This window comes from Cryptosporangium minutisporangium (assembly GCF_039536245.1).
Taxonomy (GTDB): Bacteria; Actinomycetota; Actinomycetes; order Mycobacteriales; family Cryptosporangiaceae; genus Cryptosporangium; species Cryptosporangium minutisporangium.
This window is the reverse complement of the sequence record NZ_BAAAYN010000006.1, coordinates 95,054-110,007: the sequence shown is the minus strand read 5'-3', so window position 1 is coordinate 110,007 and position 14,954 is coordinate 95,054. Positions and strand designations below refer to the sequence as shown.

Annotated in this window: 15 protein-coding genes; 4 read left to right on the top strand and 11 right to left on the bottom strand. The window is 70.9% G+C overall.

What is annotated here, in order from left to right; all coding sequences use genetic code 11:
• The first annotated feature begins 55 nt into the window (after positions 1 to 55).
• Positions 56 to 1,087 (top strand): LLM class flavin-dependent oxidoreductase, encoded by a 1,032-nt coding sequence (locus ABEB28_RS05265; RefSeq protein ID WP_345726824.1) that lies wholly within the window; start codon positions 56 to 58, stop codon positions 1,085 to 1,087.
• On the top strand, positions 1,084 to 1,752 hold the full coding sequence (locus ABEB28_RS05260) for an NADPH-dependent F420 reductase (RefSeq protein WP_345726823.1): 669 nt from the start codon (positions 1,084 to 1,086) through the stop codon (positions 1,750 to 1,752). The genes ABEB28_RS05265 and ABEB28_RS05260 overlap by 4 nt, the downstream gene beginning before the upstream one ends.
• A gap of 41 nt (positions 1,753 to 1,793) precedes the next feature.
• On the opposite strand, the gene ABEB28_RS05255 is transcribed toward ABEB28_RS05260, so the two are convergent.
• The 4 genes from ABEB28_RS05255 to ABEB28_RS05240 all read right to left on the bottom strand — a co-directional run bounded on the left by ABEB28_RS05255 (position 1,794) and on the right by ABEB28_RS05240 (position 5,083).
• The gene (locus ABEB28_RS05255; protein ID WP_345726822.1) at positions 1,794 to 2,210 is read right to left on the bottom strand and encodes a hypothetical protein; all 417 of its coding nucleotides are present in this window, start codon (positions 2,208 to 2,210) and stop codon (positions 1,794 to 1,796) included.
• A gap of 36 nt (positions 2,211 to 2,246) precedes the next feature.
• Positions 2,247 to 2,672, bottom strand: a complete 426-nt coding sequence (locus tag ABEB28_RS05250; RefSeq protein WP_345726821.1) for an NUDIX hydrolase — start codon at positions 2,670 to 2,672, stop codon at positions 2,247 to 2,249.
• 24 nt (positions 2,673 to 2,696) lie between these two features.
• Entirely contained in the window at positions 2,697 to 3,845 is a 1,149-nt protein-coding gene (locus tag ABEB28_RS05245) for a toll/interleukin-1 receptor domain-containing protein (RefSeq protein ID WP_345726820.1), read from the bottom strand.
• A gap of 119 nt (positions 3,846 to 3,964) precedes the next feature.
• Positions 3,965 to 5,083, bottom strand: a complete 1,119-nt coding sequence (locus ABEB28_RS05240; protein ID WP_345726819.1) for an NAD(P)H-binding protein — start codon at positions 5,081 to 5,083, stop codon at positions 3,965 to 3,967.
• A 61-nt stretch (positions 5,084 to 5,144) separates the two neighbouring features.
• Here ABEB28_RS05240 and ABEB28_RS05235 point away from each other — a divergent pair, with 61 nt between their 5' ends.
• Positions 5,145 to 7,010, top strand: a complete 1,866-nt coding sequence (locus tag ABEB28_RS05235; protein ID WP_345726818.1) for a RyR domain-containing protein — start codon at positions 5,145 to 5,147, stop codon at positions 7,008 to 7,010.
• On the opposite strand, the gene ABEB28_RS05230 is transcribed toward ABEB28_RS05235, so the two are convergent.
• The 6 genes from ABEB28_RS05230 to ABEB28_RS05205 all read right to left on the bottom strand — a co-directional run bounded on the left by ABEB28_RS05230 (position 7,007) and on the right by ABEB28_RS05205 (position 11,473).
• On the bottom strand, positions 7,007 to 7,363 hold the full coding sequence (locus ABEB28_RS05230) for a hypothetical protein (protein WP_345726817.1): 357 nt from the start codon (positions 7,361 to 7,363) through the stop codon (positions 7,007 to 7,009). The genes ABEB28_RS05235 and ABEB28_RS05230 overlap by 4 nt on opposite strands.
• A 2-nt stretch (positions 7,364 to 7,365) precedes the next feature.
• On the bottom strand, positions 7,366 to 8,562 hold the full coding sequence (locus tag ABEB28_RS05225) for a PucR family transcriptional regulator (RefSeq protein WP_345726816.1): 1,197 nt from the start codon (positions 8,560 to 8,562) through the stop codon (positions 7,366 to 7,368).
• Between the two features lie 149 nt (positions 8,563 to 8,711).
• Positions 8,712 to 9,044 (bottom strand): STAS domain-containing protein, encoded by a 333-nt coding sequence (locus tag ABEB28_RS05220; protein WP_345726815.1) that lies wholly within the window; start codon positions 9,042 to 9,044, stop codon positions 8,712 to 8,714.
• 53 nt (positions 9,045 to 9,097) lie between these two features.
• Complete coding sequence (locus tag ABEB28_RS05215; RefSeq protein WP_345726814.1) at positions 9,098 to 10,375, bottom strand: NAD(P)/FAD-dependent oxidoreductase; 1,278 nt, start codon at positions 10,373 to 10,375, stop codon at positions 9,098 to 9,100.
• 9 nt (positions 10,376 to 10,384) lie between these two features.
• Positions 10,385 to 10,717, bottom strand: a complete 333-nt coding sequence (locus ABEB28_RS05210; protein WP_345726813.1) for a TraR/DksA family transcriptional regulator — start codon at positions 10,715 to 10,717, stop codon at positions 10,385 to 10,387.
• 207 nt (positions 10,718 to 10,924) lie between these two features.
• Positions 10,925 to 11,473 (bottom strand): TetR/AcrR family transcriptional regulator, encoded by a 549-nt coding sequence (locus tag ABEB28_RS05205; RefSeq protein WP_345726812.1) that lies wholly within the window; start codon positions 11,471 to 11,473, stop codon positions 10,925 to 10,927.
• A 301-nt stretch (positions 11,474 to 11,774) separates the two neighbouring features.
• On the opposite strand from ABEB28_RS05205, the gene ABEB28_RS05200 reads away from it, so the two are divergent.
• Positions 11,775 to 11,963: a nuclear transport factor 2 family protein gene (locus tag ABEB28_RS05200; RefSeq protein ID WP_345726811.1), complete on the top strand. Its 189-nt coding sequence runs from the start codon at positions 11,775 to 11,777 to the stop codon at positions 11,961 to 11,963.
• A 21-nt stretch (positions 11,964 to 11,984) separates the two neighbouring features.
• Here the strand turns inward: ABEB28_RS05200 and rph are convergent, their stop codons facing one another.
• Positions 11,985 to 14,612: a rifamycin-inactivating phosphotransferase gene (gene rph / locus ABEB28_RS05195; RefSeq protein WP_345726810.1), complete on the bottom strand. Its 2,628-nt coding sequence runs from the start codon at positions 14,610 to 14,612 to the stop codon at positions 11,985 to 11,987.
• Positions 14,613 to 14,954 lie beyond the last annotated feature (342 nt).

Here is a 14,954-nt window from a genome sequence, read left to right as displayed (position 1 = left end):
CACGTCAATCATATTGATGCATAGTTGACGTGTCAATCACTCGGAGGACAGCGCCATGACAGATCTCGTGCTCGGTCTCGACACCTTCGGCGACGTCCCCGTCGACGACACGGGCGTCCCGGTTCCCCACGCCGCCGCGATCCGGCAGGTCGTCGACGAGGCCGTGATCGCCGACGAACTCGGCGTCGACGTGATCGCACTCGGCGAACACCACCGCCCGGAGTACTCGATCTCCACCCCGGAGACGGTCCTGGCCGGCATCGCGAGCCGAACCTCGCGCATCAAGCTCGCCTCCGGCGTGACGGTCCTCAGCTCCGACGACCCGGTCCGCGTGTTCCAGCGCTTCGCGACGGTCGACGCGCTGTCGAACGGCCGCGCCCAGGCGATCCTCGGCCGCGGATCGTTCACCGAGTCCTTCCCGCTGTTCGGCTACGACCTGAGCGACTACGACGTCCTCTTCGAAGAGAAGCTGGAGCTCTTCGTGAAGCTCCTCGACGAGAAGCCGGTGACGTGGAGCGGCACCACCCGCGCCGCGCTCGAGGACGCCGACGTCTTCCCGAAGACCGAGTCCGGCCGCCTGGACGCCTGGGTCGGCGTGGGCGGCTCGCCCCAGTCGGTCGTGCGTACAGCGCGGCACGGGCTGCCGCTCATGCTGGCGATCATCGGTGGAGCCCCGACGCGGTTCCGGCCCTACATCGATCTCTACCGCCGGGCCGCCGACCAACTCGGCACGGTCGCGCACCCGGTCGGGATGCACTCGCCCGGCTTCGTCGCCGACACCGACGAAGAGGCCAAGGAGATGTTCTACCCGAGCTACAAGGTGATCCGGGACCGGATCGGGGCCCTCCGCGGGTGGCCGCCGCTCCGCCGGGAAGAGTTCGACGCCGAGGTCGAGCACGGTTCGATGTACGTCGGCGCGCCCGAGACCGTCGCTCGCCGGATCGCCGCCGCGATCACCGGTCTCGGCGTGGGCCGCTTCGACCTGATCTACACCGCTGGCGCCCAGCCGGTCAGCGCCCGGCTGCGTGCGGTCGAGCTGTTCGGCGCGAAGGTCGCGCCGATGGTCCGCGAGATGGTGACGCGATGAGCGTCGTCGGCATCCTCGGGGCGGGCAAGGTCGGCACCGTGCTGGCCAGGCTGGCGGTCGCCGCCGGGTACGACGTCCTGATCGCCGGCTCCGGTGACCCGGCGAAGATCGCGCTGATCATCGACGTCCTGGCGCCCGGTGCGGTCGCGGTGACCGCCGCCGAGGCCGCCGAACGCGCCGACGTCGTCGTCCTGGCGCTGCCGCTCGGCAAGTACCGGACGGTGCCGGCGTCGGCGCTGGCGGGCAAGCTCGTCGTCGACGCGATGAACTACTGGTGGGAGGTGGACGGGGTCCGGGACGACCTCACCGATCCGCGCACCTCGTCCAGCGAGATCGTGCAGGCCTTCCTCCCGCGGTCGCGGGTCGTCAAGGCCTTCAACCACATGGGCTACCACGATCTCGAGGACGGCGCGCGGCCGGTCGGCTCACCCGAGCGGAAGGCCATCGCCGTCGCCGGCGACGATCCGGATGCCCTCACCACGGTCGGGGCCCTCGTCGACGCGCTGGGCTTCGATCCGGTCGTCGCCGGGCCGCTCGCCGACGGCGTCCGGATGCAGCCCGGCACCGAGCTGTTCGGCGCCAACACCGACGCCGCCGAGGTTCGCGCGATACTGGACCGGTACTCCCCCAGCACGCGCCGCGCCCCGCTGAGCCCGTCTCCCTGACCCCCTCGCTCGCGCGCCCGGGCCGGCCGGCGAAGTAGCGCCTAGATTCCCGCGGTGTTGCTGGCCCAGAGCGCGTTCGTTCCTTCGGCGCCGCAGTAGATGACCAGGTTGTTGTCGCTCTGCGTCGTCAAGTACGGGAACCTGCTGCCGGTGCACTTGTTGTGCGTGCGGCTCGACCAGACCGCCCGCGCGTACCCGGCGGTGTAGAGGACGAGGTTGCCGTCCTGCTGCCACAGCATCTGGGTGGCGTTCATGTTGTGCGTCCAGACGCTGCGGTTGAGAGGGCTGGGTCCGTCGAAGTACCTCCCCGGCCGCCCCTCGGGGGCGAGCGTGCTGTCGCACGCCCCGCGCGGGAAAGCATGGGCCGGGCTGGCCGCGACCAGCGTGGAGACGACCGCGAGGGTGGTCAGTAACAGCGCCGTGGTGGCACGTCGGAACGTGCGCGTTCCTCTCTTCACACCGGACGCCCCCGTGACGGTCCGGTCCGGCACACCCTAGTTGCCGACGTCCACAGAGGAGCCGGCGGTTGCCGCCCGGATCGACGCCCGGTAGCCATCGGGCAGCGGCAGATCGTCGATCTCGTCCGGGCCGAAGAGCCCGACTTCGGCGTGTTCGTCGGAGAGGACGGGCACGGCTTCCGGGTCGAGCAACCCACAGGCGTAGGTGACGATCAGAACCTCACCGTCTGACGGGGACACGTGGTAGATCCAGGTGTCGAGGAGCCGCCCGCACCGCACCGACCAGCCGGTCTCTTCGCGGATCTCCCTCACGACGCACTCTTCCGGTGTCTCACCCAGCTCCAAGCCGCCTCCGGGCAGCTCCCACTCCTGCCGCTCGTTGCGCAGCAGCAGGACCCGTCCTCGCTGGAACACCACACCCTTCACCGACACGCGCCCCCGTGGGCGCTCCGGTTGCTGCATCTGGTGCCACCTTCCACCGGTCGGTCAGGCTGTGGGTGCGGTGTTGGCGTTCCGGGTCGCGAAGGCGCGCCACAGTCGCCCCAGGTAGCTGACCCGGGACATCACGAGGTTCTGGATGTCGCTGGCGTGATAGTTGAAATCCCCGGTCCAGACGTCGCGGCCGCGATACGAGACCAAGAGCCGCCCCATGGTTGTGCTCCCGGCAGCGGCTCCGTCGTAGGCCCAGCCCTCCTCGCGGCACTCGACATCCAACCGCAGATGGTCGAGATCGGCGAACGGCACGGTGACGGAGGATCCACCGATCCGGAAGCGGAGGTCGGAGTCGGTGACAGCCAGCCAACCGTTCGGGATCCGGAGCAGGGCGCGCGGATGACTGCTGTACGTCAGGGTCGCCTCCTGGCCCTTGCGAGCCCAGCGCGGGAACGCCCCGACGTCGTCCGGGAGGAGCAAACGTTGATCGGCGAGGTAAAGCCGCAGGGCGTGATCAAAATCTGCCGGAGCGGGGCGGTGCCCGAGCACGAACGCATCGACCTCCGCGCGCGGATAGCCCTGCCCTGGCCACCGGACAGCGCGGAAATAGGGGGGAATCAGGCCGATGCACGCGTCCGGGTCACTGATCCGCTCCAGCAGCGCGCCCATTCCAGCCACGACGTCCGCCGCGCGATAGCCGCTCTGGCGCTGCTCCAGCCCTTCCAGGAACCGCAGCACCGCGGAAGCGTCCGGCTTTTGCCCACTCGAGACGACCGTCGGCGCGTCGTCGCTCCGGACCGCCTCGGGACGGCTCGGTGGGGGAAGCCCCGACGCAGAGCGCAGCCGTGCCACGAACCCGTCGCCGGGCATGGCGCCGCCCCGGATCTCCAGAACCTGGAGGCTGACCGCGCGCAGCGGCAGCCGGCATGGCGCCAGCTGTAATGGAAGGACCGGCCTGTTCTGATGCACGGCGTACTCGAGTTCGTCGAGGACCCAGTGGGAACCGACCGCGGACGGGGAGAGCACCACGACGAAGGCGGCGCACTCGTCGATGCGGTCCTGGATCTCCGCGGGAAAGCGGTCGCCCACGGCCAGGTCGCGGTCCCACCAGACCGGAATTCCGGCCTGGGCGAGGTAGGCGGCGAGCCGCTGGACATACGCACGATCCGCACGGCTGTAACTGAGAAAGACGAACTGGCCCATTGGTCCCCGCCCCTGTCCCCCTGGCGACTCCTCGCCGGTGTTGTCTATCGGCACTCGGGCGCCGTCCTCAAGGCCTGCGGCGCCCGCACCAGCCGCCGGCAGCGGCTCGGGCTCCGGCGTCACAGCGGCTGCCAGCCGGATCCGTCGTCGCGCCAGAGGGCGACACCTCGCGCGGCCAGCTCCGCCCAGGCGCGCTCCGGCGACAGCCAGGCGTCGAGCGCTACCGGACCCGGCGCCGTGAGCCGCCCGGCGAGCAGTTCCGTGACCGCGATACCGGCGAGCAGCGACGGCATGCGACCGCCGCCGACGGCGGCGGTCATCCCCAGCGCGCACCGCACCGGTCGCTCCGCCCGCGCTCCGCGTACCTCGACGAGGAAGCCGCCCGCCTCGTTCCCGACCCGTCCGGCCAGCCAGGAGAGGCCCCGCACCACCGGTGTGAACCGCTCGGCGCGGCGTGGCTTGCCGGTGCGCGCCCGCGCCGCGGCGGCCCACCCGAGTAGCCGGTTGAGCCCGGCATGCTCGGTGCCCGCCTTGAAGCTGATCGTGCCGGCGCCGTACAGCTCAGCCAGCACCGCGAGGTCGGCCATCTCGTAGACCTGGTACACCAGGCGACGCCCGACCGGCGGCGGAAAGCGCACCCACTCCGGCTCCGACCAGCCGTACACCCTCGTCGGTCGGCCGCCGCGCGGTGCGTCGAAGGGTGCACCGAGGCCGTGCAGCATCGCCCGGAACATCGCCGGACCGCGGTGCCGTCGGGTGTCCGGCGCGGCCGCGCAGCGGATCTCGTCCACCCGGTCGAGGCCGGCTGCCAGCTCGGCCACGGCGATGACCTGCAGCCCCGGCACCACCGAAGCGCCGGTGAGGACCGGAGCGGTGGCACCGGTCGCCACGTCGAGCACCGCCCGCCGGAACGGCCCGTCCTCGGCGAGATCGACGTAGGGCACGCCGGCGTTGATCGCCGCGAGAGCCGGCCCGAGCGGCAGGCCGCGCCCCGGCATCGCCTGGTAGGGGCCGGCGCAGTGCACCACCGCGGCGGCGCCCGCCACTAGCCGGGCCAGCGCCGCGACGTCGGTGTGATCGGCCGCGACGACCTCGACCCGGGGGTCCGGGAACGGCGGCTGGGCCGGGCCGCGCGCGACCACCCGCACCTCCGCGTCGGAGTGGGCCAGCACGTCGGCGATCAGATACCGACCGTAGAAGCCGGTACCGCCGACGACGACGATCCGCGGCGCAGCCATGAGCGACGACAGTAGTGGAGCGTCTCCAACTCGGGTCGCAGGCGCGCGTCCGGATGCGACGATGGACGACGGCCGGGCAGCCCGCTCGGTCGGCACCACGGACCGGGGGGCGGTCATGGCGTCGGAAGAAGGTTCGTCGAGGTCCGGTGTGGTCTCGGCGCGAGGGCTCGCTCTGGTCGTGATTGCGGCCGGTGCGGCGCTGGTGCTCGGCTACCTCGGGCTGCGCGATCACGTCGACGCGCTGAACCGGGCGGCCGGCGTCCACTTCGGTTCCGGTGTCGCCGACATCATCTACTACGACCTCCAGCTGTTCGTCCTGGACTCCGATCCCGTCGGCTCCGGCAGTTCGCTGCCGTGGACGTTGCAGGTGGCCCGGTTCCTGGCGCCGGCGACGGCGGCGTACGCGATCGTCCTGACCGCCCAAGCCGTCCTGGCACGGCAAGTCGAGCAGGTCCGTGCCCGCCGGGCGAAGGACCACACGGTGGTCGTCGGCGACGGTCCGGCCGTCTCCGAGCTGGTCCGCCAGGTGCTCCGCGAGCGGCGGCGGGTCGTGATCGTGCAGAGCGAAGCACCGTCGGCGCTACTGCCCGCCCGCAACGTGTACCGGGTGACCGGCGATCCCCGCGACGTGCCGGTGCTGCGCCGGGCCGGGGTGCCCCGGGCGCGCGAGGTGTTCGCGGTCGGTGGTGACACGGCGACGAACGCGCAGGTTGCGGTCAGCGTGCTGAGGTTGATGCAGACCACGCCGCGCCACGGCGCTGCGCTGCGCTGCCAGGTCCACGTCGACGATTGGGCCCTGCTCAGCGCACTGATCGCGCAGGAGCTCAGCGCCGCCGGGAGCGCCGGGGCGCGGCTGGAGCTGTTCAACCGGCACGACCGGGCGGCCCGGCGAATCGTCGCGCAGCACCCGCCTGCGGCGACGGCGGGCCCTCCGGAGATCGTGGTCGTCGGCCGCACGGAACTGGCCGAGGCGCTGCTGTCGGAGATCGCCCGCTGGTGGACCGCGACCAGGCCCGGCGGAGCCAGCGACGACCTACCCCCGCTGGACGTGCTCGTCCTGGTGCCCGACGAGGACGAGAAAACGACGCTGCCCACACACGACCGCTCGGCCATCCGCCTCGCCGTCGACACGGTGGAGGGCGGCATCGCCGCCCGCGTCAACGCCTTACCCGCGGTCGGTGCCCCGCCGCCGCACGTCTACGTCTGCGTCGATCGCGATACGGACGCTCTCAAGGCCGGCTTCCGTCTGCTCCACGAATTCCGTGCCCCGCTCCAGCCGGCGCCGCGCGTCGTGGTCGCGGTGACGCGGTGGAGCGGGTTCGGCAGCACGGCTACGGCCGCCCCCGATCAGACCGCTGCCATACTGGGCCCCGCCGGATTGACGACGATCAACGTCACCGAGGAGGTGTACGACATCGGCGAACTCCGGTTAGGGACGAACGAGCGTCTGGCGCGGGAGATCCACGCGCAGTACGTCGCTCTTCGTCAGCGGCAGGGCGACACACCGCAGACCAACGCGTCGATACGGTCCTGGGACGAGCTGTCCGACGAGCTGAAGGAGAGCAACCGAGCCCAGGCCGAGGACATCGGCGTCAAGCTACGGGCGATCGGCTGCGTGATGACGCCCACCACGGGCGACGCCGAGCCGTTCGCGTTCACCGATGTGGAGATCACCCAGCTCGCCCAGCGCGAGCACACCCGATGGATGAAACGGCTCCTCGACGACGGGTGGACGTGGGGGCCGCGACGCGATCCGGATCACAAGCAGCATCCCGATCTCGTCGACTGGCGGAACCTCACCGAAGAGAGCCGCGAGGCCGACCGCAACGCCGTCCGGACCATTCCGGCGTTGCTCGCCTCGGTCGGGCTGCAGGTGGTCCGCCTGACCCCGGTCCGGAACGAGGACGGCCACGCCACCCCGGCTTAGACCCGGTCCGGTGAATCGACTCCTGCCAGCGGCACCTGTATCCAGGTGACGGTGCCGCCGCTGACGCGGTGACTCCCCCAGGTGCAGGCCGAAGCCGACCGCCGAGTGTTCATCGGCGCGGGCGGTGGGCCGTCGCTGAGGATTTCGATCAGCAGCATGCCGTCACGGCAGCTGAGGATCAGTTCCCCGCCCCGGGCGGTGGGTCCGATGACCTGCTCGGCGACCTCGGCAACGATCGCGGTGACGTCGACGGCAGAAGCCGGCGGGAGAGTGCCGTCTACATAGCTCCGGACGGCCTCCACAGCCGTGGAACTCGCGACTGCACCGGAGAGCGTGATCCACAGCGAGCCCATGTCTACTCGGTGTCGGACGGCAACGGAACGGTGGGCCAGTCCAGGAGACGTGCGCCGAGTACGGCGGCCTGGAGGGTGAAGCGCTGGTCGGCGTGCGCGGCGTGGTAGCCGGTCAGCTGAGCGATGCGTGCGAGACGGTAGGTCACGGTGCGGACGGAGACGTGCAGCCGTCGGGCGGTGTCGGTGGCGACGGCGCCGGTGGCGAAGTACTCCTGCAAGGTCTCCAGCGCGATCGTTGCGCCGCCACGCATCTGGTGAAGTGGGCCGAGGACGTCGCGGACGAGGTCGACGATGGCGGCCTGGTCGCGCCCGAGGACTCGGTAGACGAGGAGGTCGCGGGCGTGCACGAGGTCGTCGTCCAGGTTCAGCCGGTCGGCGTACTCGAGGGCTTCGCGGGCTTCCTCGTAGGACCGAGCGATGCCGTAGGCGCCGGGGAAGCCTCGTCCGGTCGCCAGCCGCCATCGTCCGGTGATCCGACGCCGTGCGAGCCCTTGCTTGAGCGTCGATCCCACCTCGCCGTCGTTCGATCCGGCGGGCACGATCGCGACGATTCGCCCGTCCTTGATAGCGACCAGAACCTCCCGGTCACCGAACGCCTCGACGACGATCCGTTCCAGCGCCGCGGCGGTCTGCTCTACCTTGCTGCCGGGCTCGCCTGCGGTGATGAGCGTGACCGAGTGCCGTTTGCCCAGGTCGATGCCGAAGGGCTCGGCGCGCTCGACCAGGCTCGACACGTCGGCGTCACCGCGCAGCAGGTCGTCGACGAAGGCTGCTCGTTGCGCCTCTTCGCGGCGGATCATGTCGCGTCGTTGGGACTGGTGCCCGTCGACGAGGACGCCGATGGCGTCGTCGAGAACACGCAGGACCGCAGTGGCGGCGTTACGGACCTTCTCCGGGTCGGAGGAGCGAGCGACAGTGGGCAGCTCGCGCCAGAGTCGCCAGGTGGCCGAGAGGTAGAGGTCGACGGCTCGCCCGGCGTCGACCTCCGATTCGGCGGCTCGTCGCCCGAGCGCGCGGATCGCGTCGAGTTGCCAGGACGCGGGGCGGCGGCCGTGAATCGCGGCGTCGGCGAGCATCGGCAGGTACTCCCCGAGCAGGTCGGCAGGTGCCCGGCACGCGGCCGCCGCGGCGACGGAGACCGACTCCAGCCACTCGTCGGTCGGCGCCGGCGTGGCGACGGGCTCCGGTCGGCGTACCATCTACTCCTCCTTGCGGCCGCGCCACGATGCGACTCGGTCTTTGGATCGTTCGCTGCCGATGGTCGGCAACCTCAGCCTCCCCGTTCCGGCGGATCTTGTCCCTGTTCGACCCCTCCTCGGCACGTCGCCGACGCACTGCGGCTGGGCCGTCATCCGGCCTGCGACCCTCGCAGCGACGGTCGGCGAACCGGGCGGACGATCAACCGGATGCCCCTCAAGCGGCTCAGCCGGTGGCACCGGATCAGCGCATCGCTGGCTGCGGTGCTGAATTCGGTGACTCGTCGCAGATCGACGATCAGTTCCTGGACGTCTGCACGGCCGAGCTGGGTCTGTAGGCAGACCTGCAGAAGCGGCACGGTGGACCGATCGACGCGGCCGACGACGTCGAGCACCGCACAGCCGGGCAGCCGGCCGGAGCGTGGGGTGATCGACAGGAGCTGCCGGTGCTCCGGGTCACGAGCGGCGGCGGGATGGTTCGCCACGGTGTGCTCCTTTCAGCGAGACAGGAACCGGCCTTGTCGATTGCCGCGCCGGCTCAGCGGAGCGGATCGAAGGGGGCGAGTTCCGTCGGCGTCTCGCCCTTGAGTACGGCCTGGGCCAGTAGCTGTCCGGTGATCGGGCCGAGCGCGATGCCCCACATCCCGTGCCCCCCAGCGACGAAGACCCGCGACGCGGCGGTTGCTCCGATGACCGGCAACCCGTCGGAGGTGCACGGCCGCGAGCCGACCCATTCGTCCGCCCGGTCCTCCAGGTCCACTCCGGTCAGGAAGGGGCGGACGGCCTCGACGATCGCGTTGATCCGTCGGGGGTCGAGCGGATCGTCGGGACGGCGGAACTCCATCATCCCGGCCACCCGCAGTCGACCGCGCAGCGGCGTGCACGCGACCCGTTGCCTCGGGAAGTAGAGCGGTCCGGTGGGCAGCGGATCGGCGGGCACGCTGAAGCTGTAGCCGCGGCCGGCCTGCACCGGCTGGCGCACGCCGAACCGCCCGGCCAACCGGGTCAGCGCCGCGCCGGTCGCGATCACGACCGCGCCGTGCACCTGCCGCTCCCCAGTGGCGCGGACGACGGTCGCTCCCGCGACGCCGGGCTGCACCTCGGTCACCTCGACGGCCTCGAGGATCTCGCCGCCGCGGGCGGTGACCGCCAGGCCCAGCGCACGCACGAACTCCGGAGGGTCCAGGTAACGCTGGCCTTCGATCGCCACCGCGGCGCCCACCCGGTCGGTCAGGGCTGGCTCCAGCGCCCGTGCGTGCCGACCCGCCAGGGTTCGGTAGCTCGGGTCCTGACCGGCCTCGCGGATCGCGGTCAACTCCGCCAGCAGTCCCCGGGCCTCCCGCCGGGTGCGGAAGCACGCCAGGAAGGTGTCCGCGCGGCGCGTCTGCACGCTGACCCCACCGGCGGCCAGGGCGTCGAACGCCTCCAGTGCGCGCTGGTTCATCGGAACGTAGGCAGCCATTCCGCGCCGCCACCGCCGGCTCGTGCTGTGCGCGACGAACCCGCTGAGGAAACGCAGCAGGCTGGCGTCGGCTCGCAGCGGCAGATACACCGGGGAGGCCGGGCTGAGCACCGCCCGCAGCCCGTAACGAAGAACCGCCGGTTCGGGCAGCGGCGCGGTCAGATCAGGGGTCAGCCATCCCGCGTTGCCCCAGGAGGCGCCCCCGGCGACGTGGCGCCGCTCGTAGACGGTGACCTTCACACCGGATTCCTGCAGGAACCAGGCGGTGGCTAGGCCCACCATCCCGGCGCCCACCACCGCGACATCGTGTGGCATTCCGGCGGACAGCGCCGGACCGTTCGGCTGGGAAGACATTCGGCCTCCTCAGCGTCCGGACCGCGCGCAGGCGACACAGCCGGCGGCGTGCGGACGGAACTCCAGACGCTCGTCCGGGATCGAGCCGCCGCAGCGCACGCACCGTCCATAGGTGCCCGCTTCGATGCGTTCGAGGGCTGCGTCGATCTCCTCGATCGTGCGCAGGAGATCCGCGGCCCGGCCGGCGACGACCGGGTCACCGGGAGAAGCGGTGTCCTCGGCCACCGTCAGCTGCCGCTGCCGAACACAGTCCTCGCGCTGAGCCACCAAAAGGGCCCGGAACGATTCCCCTCGGGCCTCCGAGCCGCAGGAAACGCTCGCGGTAGCAGCAACTGCAGACATGGTCATCTCCCTCAGAAAGCAGAACGCGTCCCGCGGAACGGGACGCGCGTAGGTCGGCTCGTGGCACACGCGGTGCGGTGCCGTCAGCCGAACGGGCGTTAGGTGCCTGCCTCCAGCGTGCCCCGGCGCCCTGGACCCGAGAAGGGCAACGACCGGCCAATCCAGCGACGCCCTCGTTACCGGTGCCCGGCAAGGAAGGCGTCCGTCTCAGACTGGTGCGGCGCGGAGGCCGTCGAGCATCAGGGCGGTCGTGCGGCGGCGCAACGCGTCGTCCCAGTGCTGCTGGAGAACGCTGTGGGTGGCCAGCGTCAGCATCGCGAGCACCTCGTCCACATCGACGTCGCTCCGGACCAGACCGGCGGCCTGGCCGCGGGTGGTCAGGACCGCCACGGCGTCGCGCAGGGGTTCGAGCGACCGGCCCGCGTCGACGTCCATCCCGGCTGCGGAGAGCAGTTCGACGACCGTGCGCTGTCCGGCGGCGCGCTCGACCACCGCGGTGAAGAACTCGAACAGCCCTCCGGGGTCGTCGGCGAGTGTCGTGGCCTGCGTCATCAGCTGCGTCGACAGGTCCTTCAGCAGCGCCGCGAGCAGGTCCTTCTTGGTGGGAAAGTGCCGAAAGACGGTGCCGACCGCGACTCCGGCCCGCGCTGCGACCTCTTCGGTGGAGGCGGCGTGGCCTTGTTCGGCGACGACCGCCGCGGCCGCCGCCAGGATCTTCTCGCGGTTGCGCCGGGCGTCGGCCCGCATCGCGCTCATCCAGCCTCCATTGACAACCTGAGTCAGCACTCATGATACTCATCATGAGTCTCCACTCACTTTATGCCCATGGAGGAGCTGTGCCCAATACCCCTCGCGACGTCTTCGACCGCATGGCTCAGGAGTGGCTCAGCCGTTCCGCACCGAACGGCGCTCTGCTCGCTGAGGACGCCGTTCTCGAGATGCCGTTCGCCCCACCCGGCCAACCGGCCCGGTTCGAGGGGCGCGAGAACGTGCTCGCGTACACCACGGCGGGGCGCGCCGCCTTCCGCTCCGGCTCGACGAGCTCAGTGACGTCGTCGTGCACGAGACCGCCGATCCAGAGGTGATCGTCGTCGAGTACCGGCTCGGCGGAAGCCTTCCGGACGGTTCACGAAGGTCCGCGCCGTTCATCGGCGTGCTCCGAGCCCGCGACGGTCACGTGGTCCGCTGGCGGGAGTACCAGGACACGACCGCGATCGCGGCCGCCCTCGCCGCCGCGGCTTCCTAGCCGCTCAGAGCGGCCGCACGGTCACGGCAGGAACTCGACGTACCCGTCGGTTCCGTGCACGCGGATCCGCTGCCCGTCGGGGATCAGCCGGGTCGCATCGACCACGCCGACGACGGCAGGCAAGCCGTACTCCCGGGCGATCACCGCGCCGTGGGTCATCAGGCCCCCCACCTCCGTGACCACCCCCGCGATCGCCACGAACAGCGGCGTCCAACTCGGATCCGTGTATGCCGTGACCAGGATGTCGCCCGCTTCGAGATCGGCCTGCGCCATGTCCAGGATGACGCGGGCCCGTCCTTCGGCGACCCCGGCGGAGACCGGCAGGCCGGCCAGGGCACCGGTCGGCACGTCGTCGCGTCGGTACGTTCCGGTGAGGACCTCGCCGTCCGAGGTGAGCACCCGGGGCGGCGTGAGTGCTTGGTACGAGGTGAACGCGTCCTTGCGTCGGCGAACGAGCTGGTCGTCCACGCGGTTCGTGCGCGTGACGTCGCGGAGCTCGGAGAACCGCAGGTAGAAGATGTCTTCCTTCTCGCGAAGCACCTGGTCCTGCACGAGCCGCTCGGCCTCCCGCAGCAGGGCCTGCTTGTACACGAAGTAGCGGCTGATCATGCCGTACTTCGGGTACTCCCGGTACCCGATGAACGTCCGCACCCGGTCGATCATCCGCTTGGCCTCTTCGGACTTCGCCTTCCCGTCCGGCAGCGCCCGCAGGCGCGCCAGCACGTCCCGTTCCTTCGCCCCGGCTTCCCGCAGCCCTTCCTCGAAGCGCCGCGCGCCGGCACCCGGCTCGAAGTTCTTGATGTTGCCGAGGATCACGGGCAGGAGCGTGGAAGGGCGCTCGCTCCACCGCGGCCGCGTGAGGTCGATCTCGCCGACGCAGCGCATGCCGTACTTCGCCAGCCACGCCTCGATGGCGTCTCGCGCTTCCCGTCCACCCGGCAGCCTGGGCAGCTCGTCCAGGAACCTCTCGTCTTCGACCCGGTGCAGGAACGCGACCACGTCCGGGTACGGGCGGATCACGTCGGCGACGTCCAGGAGCGCCAGCCCCATCTCCGACGTGACGTTGTGGGGGACGGACTGCGTGAGCGTGTCAGCTGCGTTCTTCTCCCCCAGCCACTCCTGCAGCCGATCGTTGAGCCACCACGCGGCCTCCATCGCCGACATGAACACCTGGTGGCTCCGCGGATCGAACAGGATCCGCTTCAGCTCCTGCAGGTCCGCCTCGATGAAGTCGAGCAGCGCCTCTCCGGACTTCGTCCGGATGTCGCGTTCCGCGGCGGCGACCGACGCCTGGCTGCGCTCGATCAGCTCGGTGACGAGCGCGGGATCGGCTTCGATCGGAGCCGGCGTACCGCCGAACAGTGGGCGCGGGGGACCTTCGTCCGGGAGCGGCCGGAGGAAGCCGTCGCGCTCGAGGATCGTCTGCAGCGCGTCCCCGGTCAGCGGATCGGATCTCCCGAGGGCCTCCAGGAGTCCGGCGCGGCTGGCCGGCGAGGCCAGCCTCCGGGTGACGTCGACGAACAGACGGCCGCCGGCCTCGGCCATGGCCGCGGGGGTCGTCAGCTGCCAGAAGGACAGCCCGAGGGGCTTCATGGGGTCGGTCATCATCTGCTGGTGACCGACGGAGAGGTAGACGTGGTTCTCCCCGTCGGCGGGCCCCGGGACGGGGAACAGCGTGGTGATCGGCCGGCTCTGGACGATCTGGAAGTCGTCGTCGACGAGGCACCATTCGATGTCTTGGGGCCGGCCGAAGTGCGCTTCGATCCGGCGGCCGAGCTGCACGAGCCGTACGACCTGAGCATCCGTCAGCGCAGGCTGGGCCTGGAGCTCCGGGTCGATCGCCCGTTCCTGCGTCCCGCCCGCCGGGGAGGCGTCGACGGCGAGCTGCTTGGTGCCGACCGCCCTCTCGACGACCTCGCCGTCGCGCACCGTGTAGACGTCCCCGTTCACCAGGCCGGAGACCAGGGCCTCGCCGAGGCCGAAGCTCGCCTCCACGGTGGCGACCTTGCGGTTGGACGTGACCGGGTCGGCCGTGAACAGGATGCCGGCCGCCTGCGGGAAGACCATCTGCTGCACGACCACGGCCATCTGCACCGAACGGTGGTCGATACCCCTCCGCTGGCGGTAGGCCACGGCCCGCTCGGTGAAGAGGGAGGCCCAGCACCGGCTGACGTGCTGGAGGATGGCGGCCGGGGCCACGACGTTCAGGTAGGTGTCCTGCTGGCCGGCGAAGGAGGCCGTCGGCAGGTCCTCTGCCGTCGCGCTGGATCGGACGGCGTAGGCACCGCTCTCGCCGAGCTGGGCCAGCGCGCCGGTGATCGCCGCCGCGAGATCGTCCGGGACGGCGGCCTCTTCGAGGGTCCGGCGGATCTCCGCGCTGAGCGTGCGGATCGCCTCCCGGTCGTCCGGGTGCAGGCACGACAGCTGATCGAGCCGATCGTCGATCGACGGCGCTTCCGCCATCATCCGTCGGAAGGCGTCCGTCGTGACGCAGAAGCCAGCCGGCACCCGGATGCCGTCGATCCGCGACAGCTCGCCCAGGTGCGCGCCTTTGCCGCCGACGATCGCGATCTGCGTCGCGTCGATCGCGTGAAGACCCAACACGGTGGTGGCCGTGCTCCGTTGTTCTGCACTGGCCGGTCGAATCATGTGGCCATCCGTTCGTAGTCCGGCCGCCGATTCTGCGTCCCGACCCGGGTCTTGCCGCAAGCCCCCAGGTGCGCTATATGTTGAAAATGGCAAGGAGTGAGAACTTCTTGCCATTACTTTTGTCGTCCCCCCGGACTGACGCTTCCCTCACGAAACGACCAGGGACTCTCGGTAGACCAGCATGCGGAAACCGTTGACCTGCCAATCCCGGTTCTGCTCGCGTCGATAGCCGCGGCGCGCGGAGAGCGCGTGTGCGGCGCGCATGTCCGGCTCGGTGTGGAGTCGTGTCCCGCGACGTTGTCAGCCCCACCCATTCAGCGCCTCCCCGGTCGCGCGGCCACG